This window comes from Alcaligenes sp. EGD-AK7 (assembly GCF_000465875.3).
Lineage (GTDB): Bacteria > Pseudomonadota > Gammaproteobacteria > Burkholderiales > Burkholderiaceae_B > Alcaligenes > Alcaligenes phenolicus.
In genome coordinates, this window is sequence record NZ_AVOG02000034.1 from 41921 (window position 1) to 55146 (window position 13226).

The 13226-nt window shown below is 56.5% G+C and carries 12 protein-coding genes; 7 read left to right on the top strand and 5 right to left on the bottom strand.

The features are described from left to right. Nucleotides 1-64 precede the first annotated feature (64 nt). The 4 genes from N879_RS13210 to N879_RS13225 all read left to right on the top strand — a co-directional run bounded on the left by N879_RS13210 (nucleotide 65) and on the right by N879_RS13225 (nucleotide 3339). Nucleotides 65-874, top strand: coding sequence for a transporter substrate-binding domain-containing protein (locus tag N879_RS13210; protein WP_009460151.1), 810 nt, complete (start codon nucleotides 65-67; stop codon nucleotides 872-874). 18 nt (nucleotides 875-892) lie between these two features. Beyond that, nucleotides 893-1606, top strand: a complete 714-nt coding sequence (locus tag N879_RS13215; RefSeq protein ID WP_009460152.1) for an ABC transporter permease — start codon at nucleotides 893-895, stop codon at nucleotides 1604-1606. After that, nucleotides 1603-2286 carry an ABC transporter permease gene (locus tag N879_RS13220; RefSeq protein ID WP_021447100.1) on the top strand — a complete coding sequence of 228 codons (684 nt, stop codon included), beginning with the start codon at nucleotides 1603-1605 and terminating at the stop codon, nucleotides 2284-2286. Before N879_RS13215 ends, N879_RS13220 begins: the two co-directional genes overlap by 4 nt. A gap of 63 nt (nucleotides 2287-2349) precedes the next feature. Continuing rightward, complete coding sequence (locus tag N879_RS13225; protein WP_009460155.1) at nucleotides 2350-3339, top strand: asparaginase; 990 nt, start codon at nucleotides 2350-2352, stop codon at nucleotides 3337-3339. 131 nt (nucleotides 3340-3470) lie between these two features. On the opposite strand, the gene N879_RS13230 is transcribed toward N879_RS13225, so the two are convergent. The 5 genes from N879_RS13230 to N879_RS13250 form a co-directional block, all read right to left on the bottom strand. Beyond that, entirely contained in the window at nucleotides 3471-4397 is a 927-nt protein-coding gene (locus tag N879_RS13230) for a pseudouridine synthase (RefSeq protein WP_031232796.1), read from the bottom strand. Between the two features lie 100 nt (nucleotides 4398-4497). Next, a complete protein-coding gene (locus N879_RS13235) occupies nucleotides 4498-7128 on the bottom strand; it encodes a TRAP transporter fused permease subunit (RefSeq protein WP_039942216.1) in 2631 nt (876 codons plus the stop codon). Between the two features lie 202 nt (nucleotides 7129-7330). Continuing rightward, nucleotides 7331-8329, bottom strand: a complete 999-nt coding sequence (locus N879_RS13240) for a TAXI family TRAP transporter solute-binding subunit (protein ID WP_009460158.1) — start codon at nucleotides 8327-8329, stop codon at nucleotides 7331-7333. A gap of 69 nt (nucleotides 8330-8398) precedes the next feature. Further along, nucleotides 8399-9292: a MurR/RpiR family transcriptional regulator gene (locus tag N879_RS13245; RefSeq protein ID WP_009460159.1), complete on the bottom strand. Its 894-nt coding sequence runs from the start codon at nucleotides 9290-9292 to the stop codon at nucleotides 8399-8401. A gap of 164 nt (nucleotides 9293-9456) precedes the next feature. Further along, nucleotides 9457-9735, bottom strand: coding sequence for an acylphosphatase (locus N879_RS13250; RefSeq protein ID WP_009460160.1), 279 nt, complete (start codon nucleotides 9733-9735; stop codon nucleotides 9457-9459). A gap of 192 nt (nucleotides 9736-9927) precedes the next feature. On the opposite strand from N879_RS13250, the gene N879_RS13255 reads away from it, so the two are divergent. The 3 genes from N879_RS13255 (at nucleotide 9928) to N879_RS13265 (ending at nucleotide 13221) form a co-directional block, all read left to right on the top strand. Next, on the top strand, nucleotides 9928-12483 hold the full coding sequence (locus N879_RS13255) for an EAL domain-containing protein (protein WP_235484308.1): 2556 nt from the start codon (nucleotides 9928-9930) through the stop codon (nucleotides 12481-12483). Nucleotides 12484-12544: 61 nt separating this feature from the next. Next, nucleotides 12545-12847, top strand: a complete 303-nt coding sequence (locus tag N879_RS13260; RefSeq protein ID WP_009460162.1) for a type II toxin-antitoxin system HigB family toxin — start codon at nucleotides 12545-12547, stop codon at nucleotides 12845-12847. A 2-nt stretch (nucleotides 12848-12849) separates the two neighbouring features. Continuing rightward, nucleotides 12850-13221: a helix-turn-helix domain-containing protein gene (locus tag N879_RS13265; RefSeq protein ID WP_021447101.1), complete on the top strand. Its 372-nt coding sequence runs from the start codon at nucleotides 12850-12852 to the stop codon at nucleotides 13219-13221. Nucleotides 13222-13226: the final 5 nt, after the last annotated feature.

Consider the following 13226-nt stretch of genomic DNA (forward strand, 5'->3'; position numbering starts at 1 on the left):
CGGCTGGAAAACCAGCAGGGCCAATACGGCTCTGACCAGCCTATCCACAAAGGAGAGCCAGACCATGAGTTTCCTCAGCAAGACCCTGATCTGTGCCAGCCTGGCCCTGTTGGGCTCCCAGGCTGCAATGGCAGACACCCTGAAAATCGGTACCGAAGGCGGTTACCCACCATGGAGCATGGTGGACGCAGCCGGTAAAGTCACCGGCTTTGACGCCGACGTGGGCGCTGCCCTGTGCAAGGAGCTGAACAGCGATTGCAAATTCATCGTGCAAGCCTTTGACAGCCTGATTCCTTCGCTGGATGCCAAACGCTTTGACCTGATCATCTCGGGCATGTCCTACACCCCCGAGCGTGCCAAGCGCGTGAATTTCAGTATTCCTTACGCCGTTGAAGACGCCATTTTCGTTCTGCCCAAGAACAGTGAACTGGTCGGTGCCGACAACGAACAAGCTATTTTTGATGGCCTGGCTGGCAAAACCATTGGCGTTCAAGGTGGCACCACTCACGGCGCTTTCCTGTCCAAGAAAGCCCCCAAGACCACCGTCAAGAACTACGAGACCCTGGACCAGATGCAAATCGATCTGGACGCCGGTCGTCTGAACGGCACCTTTGCCGACCTGACCTCCCAGTCCAAGTTCCTGCATAAAGTCGGCGAGGACAACTTTGCCCTGTCCAAGCTGGTCATCAAAGGCTCCTCCGACCCTGAAACTCTGGGTTATGGCATTGCCGTCGGTATTCACAAAGACAATGCAGAACTGAAAGCCAAGGTTGACGCTGCCCTGTGCAAGCTGATCGACGATGGCACCGTCAAGACCGCCAGCGAAAAGTGGTTTGACATCGACATCGCCAACTACGAGATCTGCAAGAAATAAGTCGAGAAGTACCACTTGATGCTAGAGACCATTTTTAATGTGCTGCGCGAAGGCTGGGGCTGGATGTTCCTTCGCGGAGCAGCAATGACCTTGCTGATCTCCGTTTTGGGCATGGCCCTGGGCGTAGTCATTGGGATTACAGGAGCCAGCATCAAGACCAACGGGCCACGCTGGCTGCGTGGCCCCGTTAGCCTGTACACCACGGTGGTTCGCAGTATCCCCGAGCTGCTCATCATCTACCTGCTGTTCTTTGGCTCGGTCCAAGTCGTCTCCGATCTGGCCGATTTCATGCGCATGGAAGATGTAATGACGCGCTGGTTCCCCGCACTGGTCGGCATTTTGGCCATTGGCCTGATTGCAGGCTCGTACAGCGTGGAGGTGTTTCGCGGTGCCTTGCAAGCCATTCCCGAAGGCCAGATCGAGGCCGCCAAAGCCATTGGCATGTCCCCCTGGCAGCGCCTGCGCCGCATTATCCTGCCGCAAATGTTCTGGTACGCCCTGCCCGGCGCCAATAACGTCTGGCAAACCGCACTGAAAGACACGGCTCTGATCTCCCTGGTGGGTCTGGTCGAGATCATGCGGGCCGCGACCCTGGGAGCCGCCAACACGCGCGAACCCATGGCCATGTACCTGATTGCAGGCGTGCTTTATTTTCTGATTGGTGCCTGTAGTCAGGCCCTGTTTTTGCTGGCCGAACGCTATACCGGCAAAGGCATGAGAGCCCAGGCATGATTGATCTGGAATTATTCAATACCACCGTTGAAACCCTGTTCAAGGGGTTCGGCATGAGCGTCTATATCGGTCTGTGGGGCATTGTGCTGTCGCTGTTCATCGGCCTGTCACTGGCCCTGATGCGCCAGTCCCATAGCCGCATTTTGCGCAGCTTTGCCTTTAGCTACAGCACGGTATTTCGTGGCACCCCATTGCTGGTGCAGTTGTTCCTGCTGTACTACGGTGTGGGCACCCTGAGTTTTGTAAAGGACTCACCCACGTTGTGGTGGCTGTTCAGCGACGGCATGCGCTGCGCGATTCTGGCCATTGGTCTGAACAGTGGCGCCTACGTCAGTGAAGTCTTCCGGGGCGGTTTTCAGGCTGTGCCAGTGGGCCAGATCGAGGCAGCCAAGTCCATCGGCATGTCCGCCTGGATGCGCTTTCGTCGCGTGGCGTTTCCTTTGGCGATTCGCCAGGCCTTGCCCGCATACAGCAATGAAATTGTGCTGGCCATCAAAGGCACCAGTCTGGCCTCGACCATTGCCGTCATGGACCTGACCGGTCATGCCAAACGCTTGATGAACCAGAACTACGCCATCATCGAGACCTTTGTTATTGCGGGTCTGCTGTACCTGCTGATCAACTTTACCCTGCTATCGGTGGTGCACCTGGTCGAGCGCTGGTTGAAAGTGCGCCGTTAAACCGGCGCCACCCCAGGCTCTCCGCACCCCCTAGCGCAACAACTGGACGCGGAGCACCCTCACATGCCGACTCGCCCCAAACTGGCCCTGGTAGGCACCGGCGGCACCATTGCCGCCACAACCCAATCCAATCTTGGTCTGACGGACTACGACATCACCCAGGGCGTAGAAACGCTATTGCAAGCCGTGCCCGGTATCACCGAGCTGGCCGATCTGGAGTGCCATCAGATTTTCAACGTGGACAGCCGGGCCATGGGCTCGCTGATGCTGCTGGAGCTATCCCACAAGCTCAATGCTCTGCTCGCACGACCGGACATCAACGGCGCGGTCATTACCCACGGCACCGATACGCTGGAAGAAAGCGCTTTTTTCCTGCACCTGACCCTGAAAACCGACAAACCCGTGGTTATGGTGGCGGCGATGCGCCCGGCTTCGGCCTTGAGTGCCGACGGTCCGCTGAATCTGTATCAGGCCGTGCAAGTAGCCTGCTCTTCGCTGGCACAGGATCAAGGTGTACTGGTACTGCTGAACGACCAGATACACAGCGCCCGTTTCCTGAGCAAACAACACACCACTCAGACCAGCGCCTTCGGTTCACCCGATGCCGGCCCCTTGGGTCTGGTTGCAGGCGGGCAGCCGCGCTTCATGATGCGTACGCTGCTGCCCCATACGCACAGCAGCCTGTTCGATGTGCGCTCTTTGCACAGCCTTCCTAAAGTGCAGATTTTTTACGATCACCCCGATACTTTGGCCGAACTGTACCGCCACGCCGCACAAAGCGGTGTGCAAGGCATTGTGGTGGCGGCGACTGGCAACGGCAGCCTGACCCCCGGAGCCTTGGAAGGTGTCAGCCGGGCACACCGACTAGGCGTGGTGTGTGTGCGGGCTTCTCGCATCCATGCAGGACCTGTGACAGACAGTGCGTATGACCAGGATCACAACACCATTGCCGCGCATTACTTGCCTGCTCAAAAGGCCCGAATTTTATTAATGCTGTGTCTGGCTGCTCAACTGGAGCACGATGAGATAGAGGCGGCTTTCCGCGACTATTAAGGTTCGGGCTTTCGCCGTCGTCCCTTGGACTAGCTGGCTAGATAAAGGGCACCAGCAGCAAGACTGGCTGTGGCTGTGGCTGTGGCTGTGGCTGTTCGACAATAGCGTACTCAAGCGCAATGCCAATAGGCTCAAGCCAATTCCAGCTGCCGCTGACTGCTGAGGCGTCTTTGCTCACCCGTTATGGGGTCCACAAAGGCAATGTGCCGAGCCAGCAACTGCAAGGGCTGGCTGAAGTCGTCCGCGTCACGCTCCGGCAAAAGCTCAGGGTAGAACACATCATTGATAATAGGTGCCCCCAGGCTGCTCAAATGCACGCGTAACTGGTGCTTGCGGCCACTTTTGGGACGCAGGCGGTACAAGGCCAGCTCCTGACCCTGCTCAGCCTGCCAGTGGCGTTCGCAAATAATTTCGGTGCTGCTATTGGCCTCGCCCTCAACCTCACACATGACAAACTTGCCGGGCACTTCTTTCATGCAGCTGCTGTACAGCAGCCCATTTGCCAGCTTTTCCTGAAACGGCGCGACCGCTTCATATTCTTTCTCGATCCCGCCCTGCTGAAACAGGGACTGGTAGGCCCCGCGAGCCGCAGGATCACGACAAAACAGCAAGATACCCGCCGTTTCCCTGTCCAGCCTGTGAATGGGGCTGATGCCATCCTCTCCGAAGTCCCGTCGCAGACGAGTCAGCGCGGTTTCGTACAAGTAGCGACCTCCCGGCGTTGTAGCCAGAAAGTGCGGCTTGTCCACCGCAATCAGGCGCTCGTCCGCATAGAGAACAGGCATCTCGAATGGCACGGCCGCTTCATTCTCTACCATGCGGAAGTACCATAGCCAGCGATCGGGCTGATAAGGCGAGGCTGGCTGTTGTGCCACTCCTTCCTGATCCAGAATGTCGCCTCGTGCCAGTCTGTCCAGCAGGACCTCGGGGCTGACATGGGGGAAGCGTTCCAGCAAGAACTCCTCCAGCAAAATCCAGGGCCCGCGTGGGCACCATACCTTGCTGGGGCTGACCCCATTGCGCGAAGGCAGGGGCGGCACACTTGTTATTGGTGTCATTACAAAAACAAAATAGATAGAAAATGGCCCGCTATTGCAGCGGGCCAGCCATCCAGTGGCATCAGTGTACTACCAGCCGCCGCCGAGGCTGCTGGCTCGCTCAACTCTGGACAGCACCTTGTGGGGCGGCATCATGACGGATCCGGCGGCCTTGCCTTAACCACAACCAGAGCAGAATCAGAAAAGCAGGAATATAAACCCAAAACTCGGAAGGACGATCTGGATGTGGCACTTTCACCTGTTGAATATCCCAGCCCTGCTCCCATCCGGCCCGCCGCGCTGAACTGCCAAAAGCCACCGAGGCAATTTGCGCCGTATCGCCGAAAGCCATCACCGTCAGCCCTGCCTGAGACAAACGCTTGCTGGCCGCTGCCAAGCCGGTCACCTCATCTCCTTGCGGCAAGCCGGGCAATGATACAGCCACTGTTTTCTGCAAGTCTTTACCCTCCAGATTCATCCCCGCTAGTTGCACCACCAGATTGCCTCCGTCTGGCGTGTTCTGAACAATCTGCATCAACTCTGACGCGGGGCGACTCTGGTACTTCTCGCTGATATGGTCCATGAACCAGTCCGGTCGGAACAGCATGAACGTCACCAACAGGAGCAAGACGGTCTCCAGCCAGCTTGTTTTGATGCGCAGCCATCCCATGGTTGCCGCCGCAAATGTCAGGGAAGCCACGGTCGCTCCCACCACGACCATAATCAACTCCCAGACACCATGTATGCCGATCAACAAGAGCATGGGATTGAAGATGAACATGAAGGGCAGCACGGCCGTACGCATGGCATAGGTCACGCCCTGCACCCCTGTCTTGATCGGGTCCTCCCCTGAAATGGCAGCGGCTGCAAAAGTGGCCAAGCCCACAGGCGGGGTGATGTCCGCCATGATCCCGTAATAAAACACGAACATATGGACGGCAATCAGCGGAATGATCATGCCGCTTTGCGCCCCCAGCTCCACCACCACCGGCGCCATCAAGGTCGCCATCAGAATGTAGTTGGCAGTGGTAGGCATACCCAGGCCCAAAACCAGACACACAGCGGCGGTAAAAAACAGCATGACCAGCACATTGCCCATGGAGACCAGCTCCACAAAAGCTGTCATGCGCAGGCCCAGACCCGTCAAGGTGATAGCACCCACAATCAAGCCGGCCGTCCCGCAAGCAATGCCGATGCCCACCATATTGCGGGCACCTTCCTGTAGCCCCACCCAGACTTCACCGACGCCTTGGCGCAATGGCTGAGCTGTCGCCTGCTTGCGGAACCAGGCAATGATGGGACGCTGGGTTGCCATCTGGAACAACATGGCCACAACGGCCCAGAAGGCCGACAGGCCCGCAGACATCACTTCTACCGTCAGACACCAGACCAGAATGCCGATAGGGATCAGAAAATACAAACCGGCTCGCACCGTTGGCCACGGTTCGGGGCGCACCGGTGTGTTGACATTGATATCGGTGGGCAGGTCCTCGTGGTCTGCAGCCACTTTCAGCAAAAACACATACAGAACCAGCAGCAGGAACAACAAAATCCAGATAGCGGCGGCACCAGCTACCGCCTGAACCCCTATGCCTATCCAGTACACCAGTCCCATCACAATTAAAGTACCCGCCGTGCCCATGCCCCAGCCGGCCAGCTTCTGCATGAACGTTCTGGGTTTGCCCGATGACATCATCGGCTGTATTCCCAGCTTGAGCGCTTCCAGATGCACGATATAAAACAACGCGATATACGAAATGACCGCGGGCAGCAGCGCATGTCGAATGATGTCGGTATAGGGAATGCCAACATACTCAATCATCAGGAAGGCCGCCGCTCCCATGACAGGCGGCATGATCTGGCCATTGACGGAAGACGCCGTTTCAATGGCCCCGGCCCGAATACCGCCGTAACCGGCTTTCTTCATCAGGGGAATCGTGAAAATACCGCCCGTCACCACATTGGCAACGGAGGACGCAGACACAATGCCATTCACCGCCGAGGACACCACGGCAACCTTGGCAGGCCCACCACGCAAATGCCCCAGCAAGGCAAACGAGACCTGCATCATGTAATTGCCCGCCCCGCAACGATCCAGCAAGGAGCCCAGCAATACAAAAATAAAGATATAAGAAACCGAAACGCCCAGTGCGACCCCATAAACCCCTTCGGTAGTCAGCCACATATGCGAGACCAGGCGCTGCAATGAAGCACCACGATGAGACAGGGCATCCGGCAGCCAGGGGCCGAGAAAAATATAAGCGATAAAGATCAGTGCCAATACGGCCATCGGCGCACCCAAAGAGCGACGTGTAGCCTCCAGCAACAACACCAGGCCAACACTGGCCACGACCACATCCATTGTGGTCGGGATGCCTGGACGCATGGCCAGTTCTTTATAGAAAAAGAACAAATATGAGCCGCAAAAAGCAGCGATCAGGGCCAGGACCCAGTCATGAATTGGAATACGGTCCCGAGCCGACTTTTTGCGGGCAGGGAAAGCCAGATAGGCCAGAAACATGGCAATGCCCAAATGCAGGGCACGCGCCTCAGTGTCATTGAAAATGCCCATATTCAGGGCAAAGGGCAGCGGGGAAGCGTACCAAAGCTGGAACAAGGACCAGCCTATGGCCGCCAGAAACAAAACCATGCCCGCTGCGCCCGCAACAGTGCGCCCGCCCCTGTCTACGTCTGCAACCAGCTTTTCCAGTTCTGCCGTTTCATCCTGTGTCAGGGCGACGTCCGGCCCCATTTTCTTCTGTTCTTGTTGTGTCATTTGCATATGTCTCCAGGAAAGCCTGGTTTGAAGCGCCGATGCAGCCGGGTCAAACGACCAGGCACCGATCACCTGGGCCAGGCAGCCCAGGAACTCCAAACCAGAAGCAAGACCACAGCCGGTGCGGTGGCACTTGCGACCAGGCCAGCGTAGCCAGCCTGGTCAATATCAGGCCGCCTTACAGCAGCCCTTTTTCCTTGAAGTACTTTTCAGCCCCTTTGTGCAAAGGAGCAGACAGGCCGTTCTTGACCATGTCTTCTTTTTTCAGGTTTGCCAATGCAGGATGCAAACGCTTGAAATCATCAAAGTTGTCGAACACGGCTTTGACGACGTTATAAACGGACTCTTCAGGGACATCCTCTGACGTCACAAAGGTCGCTAAAACACCGTAAGTTTGGACATCGTCTGGGTTGTTAGGATACAGACCACCCGGAATGACGGCCTTGGCATAGTAAGGATAGGTTTCGACCAGTTTTTCTACAGCAGGCCCCGTCAGAGGAACCAGCTTGGCGCCACAAGATGTGGTCGGGTCCTGAATATTGGCCGAAGGGTGCCCGACTCCATAGATGAACCCATCAATCTTGCCATCACACAGGGCTGGACCATGTTCGTCCGGGCGCAGCTCGGAGGCCAGCGAGAAAAAGCTGTTATCCAGGCCCATTGCCTGCAGCAACTGATCCATCGATGCTCGTGTGCCCGAACCCGGATTGCCTACGTTAAACCGTTTGCCCTTGAAGTCGTCAAAGGTACTGATATTGGCTTCTTTGCGCGACAACACCGTAAAGGGTTCGGGATGGATGGAAAACACCGAGCGCAGCTTGGTGTAGGCACCGCCGTCCTTGAACTGCCCTTCGCCGTTATAGGCGTTGTATCCCACGTCGGATTGCACCACCCCCAGATCCAGTTCGCCCGCCTTGATGGTATTGACGTTAAACACCGAACCGCCGGTAGACTCGACAGAGCATCGCACGCCATCGGTCCCACGGTCTTTATTCACCAACCGGCAAATAGCTCCACCGGCCGCGTAATACACCCCTGTCACCCCACCCGTTCCGATGCTGACAAATTTTTGCTGGGCACTGGCCGGCAAAGGACTCAATAACATGGCACATAAAGCGGCGGCTGTGCTTGATGCCAACACCAGTTTCTTACCTGTTTTCTTTGCAGTGTGCTTCATCTTTTGTCTCCCTTGGGGTGGACCCCATTTGAATTGCCGGAATGCCCGGTTTACTTTCTATCGTGGTGCTCAAGGCGGATTAGTGACAGCAACATCACCCTCCTGCCAATAAATCTCCTGACGGCGAAATGAGGACTCCAGCTGCGCAAGACGCTCTACTACTGTCTTGCCGCCCTGTGCAGCGATACGAGCCAGCAGATGTTCGGCTACGGTCACAGGCCCTACCAAGGAATGAAAAAAGCTGGCCATGGGCTGCTTGCCCGTATGAGGATCAAACAGCAATACATGCTTGGCACCTTGTGCAATGGGTGACAAGACGCTATCGGTCAGGGCCACCACGGTCGTGCCACGCTCCACCGCAGAGCGAACGCTGTTCACGACGGCCTTCACATACGGGGCCTGGCTGATCACAAGCAGCACACCACCACTTTCCAGGCCAGTTTCCAGCTCCACCAATACATCTGCGGCTCGGTTAAGCAGCACCCCGTTGCCACACATCAGTTGATAGGCGTAATGCATCTGGAAGGCGCAGGCAAAGCTGGCGCCCGCCCCTAGAAAGCCAACCTTGGGTGCCGCCAGAATGGATTTGGCACACGCATCCAGACTGCCCGCCGGGTTAAGCCGAAGGACAGATTCCACGGCTGCCTCCTGCTGCTGGCCCAAGGCCTGGGTCTGCTGTTCTGCAGCGCGACTACCTTGCAAGGATTGAGCCCGCGAAGCCATGGTGTCGTCATTGCGATGCAAGGCTTGTTGAAACGGCGCCCGGAAACGGTCATAGCTGTCATAACCGGCAGCCCGTGCCAAACGCAGCATCGTGGCGGGAGCCACTGACAAGGCCTGAGCTTGCCTGCGCATGGACCAAAGGCTGACCTCAACAGGATGGCGTTCAACCCACTGGGCAGCCCGAAGCAACTCAGGCGTCAGTTCTGGCAAAATGCGTTGCAGTCGCAGCAAAGGTTCCATTCGGCTTCCATCGACGTTCTGCTGGAAATAAAACGAATGGTAATCTGAACCGACTAAAAAAAAACAAGTGTTTTCCTAGGGTTTGCCCGCAAACTATCCGACACGTAATCACTTGTTTGTCGGTGAAATGCGCCCCACCAGCTTCTGCCGTCAACGCTGCCGCGCTAACGTATATCAAAAAAATCGTAGCGTTTGTCTGTGTAAGAACGCTGGATATCTACCTGCTCGACCTGGGCCTGTTCAGGGCCAATATGCAGCCAGCTAACCATCTGGTCAATCGCATCCGTACTGCCCTGCAACACCAATTCAACCGACCCATTGGCCGCGTTACTGACCCAACCTTTGACGCCGTATAGATGAGCATGGCGCAGCGCACTTGCCCGAAACCCCACCCCCTGCACCCGGCCTTTAACACACACTTCTACCGTTTCACAATCCGCCATTAGCCTGCTCCCTGCTATTTGTGCCCGAAATGTGGCAGCATCCGCCCCGCATCTCAATATTCAGTTAAATTAGTCGCATCATTGTTGCATGACCGCACCCGCCCCCGATTACCTGCTTTGTGCAGCCTCTACCCTATGAATTTGCCCCGCCTTTTTACTCTATCGCTGCGCAGGGCAATGTACGTGCTAGGCATGCTGGCCACTCTGGGTTTCGTCGCCCCCGCCGCCCATGCTGCACCGCATTCCCAGCAGCATATTGTGCGCGTGGGTATTTACGAAAACCCACCCAAACTGCTGCTGGACAGCCAAGCCAGGCCCGGCGGCATCATGGGCGAACTCCTGCTGGAGATTGCCAAGCGTGAAGGCTGGACTCTGGAAGCCGTGCAATGCGACTGGCAGCAATGCTTGAATGCCCTGCAAAATGACTTGCTGGACATTGTGCCCGGCCTGGCTTATTCCCCTGAGCGCGCCGCCCTGTACAGCTTTCACAGTCGCGCCGTGCTCGAGGACTGGTCCCAGATCTTCACAGGTAAAACCACCCATATCGGTGCACTGAACGACTTGAATGGCAAGCGCATTGCTGTCATGAGCGGCACCCTGCAACTAACCCAGCTCTACAATATTTTGCAGAAACTGGAGTTGGGTTCCAGGCTGGTTATTACTGACTCCCAATACAATGCCCTGAAACTGGTCCAAAGCAAACAGGCCGACGCCGCCGTAGTCGGCCATTTATTTGGAGTGCGCCATGCGGGCGAGCATGGCCTGAAAACCGCCCCCATCCGGCTGGAGCCAACCAATACCTACTTTGTCACGGCCAAGGACCGCCACCTGGACCTGCTGGCCGCCATTGATACTCACATCAAGCAATGGCAAGACAATAACGACCCGTTTTACACAGAAACACTGAACCAATGGGGCCTGCGCCTGATCGAGAAACCGACCAAGCCCTGGATTATCCCCGCCTTGCTGACACTGGGTGTCTTGCTGACCATTGCCCTGCTGACCGTCACCCTGATGCGCATTGGCCTGCGTCGTCAACGCAAGAAACTGGTCCGTACCGAGCACCATCTGCATACGGTACTGGATGCGATTGATGCGTACGTCTACATCAAGGACGATCAGTTTCGTTATCAGTACGCCAACCGCAAGCTGTGCGAAGACCTGAACTACACGACCGTCAGCATTGTGGGCAAAACCGACCAGGATTTGTACGCCAACAAACAAACTATTAACGAGTTCCGCCATAACGACGAGCAGGTGCTGTACAGCGGTGAACGCCTGGCCGTGGAAGAAGTGGTACGCGACCGGAAAGGCGATATACGCGCCACGTTCTTTTCCATCAAAATGCCGGTCAAAGACCCCGAGACCCGGCAGACCAGTCTGTACTGTATCTCCACGAATATCTCGGCCCTGAAAGCCACGCAGTCAGAGAACTACCGGCTGGCTTTCTATGACCCGCTCACCGAGCTGCCCAACCGCCGCCTGCTGCTGCAGCGTCTGGAACGTCACCTGCAGACCATAGAGCCGTACAAACGACCCGGTGCGCTGTACTTCCTGGATCTGGACCGCTTCAAGCACATTAACGATGCACGAGGGCACGCGATTGGCGATGCCTTGCTGCGCAAAGTCGCGCGCCGCTTGTCCTTGATGATTGATCCCCAGGACATCGTGGCCCGCCTGGGCGGAGACGAATTCGTCATCCTGAAAATCCTGCATCCCGGCACTGTGCGCGACTGCTACAAAGAAGCACTGGAATTTGCTGAACTGGTACGCACCCGTCTGGAAGAGCCCTACAGCATCGAAGGCCACTCCTACCTGAGTAGCAGCAGTATCGGCCTGGCGCTGATTACCGACAGTACGCTGACCTCTGAAGACTTGATGCGTCAGGCCGACACCGCCATGTATCGCTCCAAGGAGAATGGCCGCAACCAGATCACCTTGTACGAACCTGGCATGCAAGAGGCGCTTGAAGAACACCTGAGCCTGCAGCACGACCTGCGATTTGCTATTGGTTCGGATCAGTTGCGCCTGTTTGTCCAATCCCAGTACGACAAGCAAAACCGCATCAGCGGGGCCGAAGTGCTGCTGCGCTGGCTGCACCCGACACGCGGCATGCTGACACCCAACCTGTTCATTCCGCTGGCCGAAAGCACGGACTTGATCACCCCCTTGGGCGACTGGATCATGGCATCCGTCTGTGATCTGCTGCTGCAGACCCAGGAATGCAGCTTCCCCATTTCCATCAACGTCAGCCCGATTCAATTCCGCCGCCCTGACTTTGCCCGCCGTACACGCCAGATCCTGGAAACCAGCGGCGCACCGGCCCATCGCCTGATCTTTGAAATCACCGAGGGCGTGCTGATGGAAGACTTTTCCTCCGCCAACTCCATGATGCGCGAGCTGAAAGACCTGGGTATCCGCTTTTCCATGGACGACTTTGGCACTGGCTATTCCAACCTGGCCGCAATCCGCCGCCTGCCTCTGTATGAGCTGAAAATGGACCGCAGCCTGATCCTGGGCGTACCCATGGAACAGGAAGCCAACGCCATTGTGCGCACGGTGCTGGCAATGGCAAGACAGCTAGGCCTGCATGTCGTGGCCGAGGGCGTGGAGAACGAGCAGCAAAAAGAATTCCTGCTGCGTCGCGGCTGCCATGCGCTGCAAGGCTATCTGTTCAGTGCACCGCAATTGGTGGAGCAGTGGCTGGAAGTGATTCAGCAAGACTGCGGACCGGTGGAGCCGCAGTAAGCTCCTGCATCACCCTTCCAACAATCTTGCATTAGTCCCAAAATGGGACTAATATCAGATCATGCGAGTTATAGCCGTCAGCACCCTTCGCCAATTCTGGGAGAAACACCCCGATGCAGAGCAGCCCATCAAAGCATGGGTCGATGAAGCGACTAAGGCGCAATGGACTCAACCCACCGATATCAAGGCTCACTATCGTAGTGCCAGTATCTTGAAGAATCGGCGTGTCGTCTTCAACATCAAAGGCAACAACTACCGCCTGATTGTTGCAGTGGCATTCAAACTAGGCATCGTCTACATAAAATTTGTCGGCACTCACGAGGAGTACGACAAGGTCGACGCCGAAACTATTGAAATGGAGTAAACATGGAAATCCGCCCCGTACACACCGAGGCCGATTACAAGTCGGCTCTGAAAGAAATCTCTCGGCTTATGGAGTCTGACCCAGATCTGGGCACGCCTGATGGCGATCGTCTGGATGTGCTAACCACACTGGTATTGGCCTATGAAGCCAAACACTATCCGATTGATTTGCCAGACCCTGTAGAGGCCATCAAATTCCGTATGGAACAAGGTGGTTTGACGGCCAAAGACTTGGAGCCGATGATCGGTAAGCGCAATCGCGTCTACGAGGTCCTGAATCGCAAACGTGGCCTGACACTGCCAATGATCTGGCGCTTGCACACCACCCTTGGTATCCCAGCCGAAAGCTTGATTCGCCCCCAAACACTGATCTAAACACC

What these genes read in the sequence shown, in the direction of transcription:
- N879_RS13250 (WP_009460160.1), bottom strand. Translation starts at nt 9,735, where the DNA reads ATGGCGGATTGTGAAACGGTAGAAGTGTGTGTTAAAGGCCGGGTGCAG.
- N879_RS13235 (WP_039942216.1), bottom strand. Translation starts at nt 7,128, where the DNA reads ATGGGGCCGGACGTCGCCCTGACACAGGATGAAACGGCAGAACTGGAA.
- N879_RS13225 (WP_009460155.1), top strand. Translation starts at nt 2,350, where the DNA reads ATGCCGACTCGCCCCAAACTGGCCCTGGTAGGCACCGGCGGCACCATT.
- N879_RS13215 (WP_009460152.1), top strand. Translation starts at nt 893, where the DNA reads ATGCTAGAGACCATTTTTAATGTGCTGCGCGAAGGCTGGGGCTGGATG.
- N879_RS13230 (WP_031232796.1), bottom strand. Translation starts at nt 4,397, where the DNA reads ATGACACCAATAACAAGTGTGCCGCCCCTGCCTTCGCGCAATGGGGTC.
- N879_RS13220 (WP_021447100.1), top strand. Translation starts at nt 1,603, where the DNA reads ATGATTGATCTGGAATTATTCAATACCACCGTTGAAACCCTGTTCAAG.
- N879_RS13255 (WP_235484308.1), top strand. Translation starts at nt 9,928, where the DNA reads ATGCTGGCCACTCTGGGTTTCGTCGCCCCCGCCGCCCATGCTGCACCG.
- N879_RS13210 (WP_009460151.1), top strand. Translation starts at nt 65, where the DNA reads ATGAGTTTCCTCAGCAAGACCCTGATCTGTGCCAGCCTGGCCCTGTTG.
- N879_RS13245 (WP_009460159.1), bottom strand. Translation starts at nt 9,292, where the DNA reads ATGGAACCTTTGCTGCGACTGCAACGCATTTTGCCAGAACTGACGCCT.
- N879_RS13260 (WP_009460162.1), top strand. Translation starts at nt 12,545, where the DNA reads ATGCGAGTTATAGCCGTCAGCACCCTTCGCCAATTCTGGGAGAAACAC.
- N879_RS13240 (WP_009460158.1), bottom strand. Translation starts at nt 8,329, where the DNA reads ATGAAGCACACTGCAAAGAAAACAGGTAAGAAACTGGTGTTGGCATCA.
- N879_RS13265 (WP_021447101.1), top strand. Translation starts at nt 12,850, where the DNA reads ATGGAAATCCGCCCCGTACACACCGAGGCCGATTACAAGTCGGCTCTG.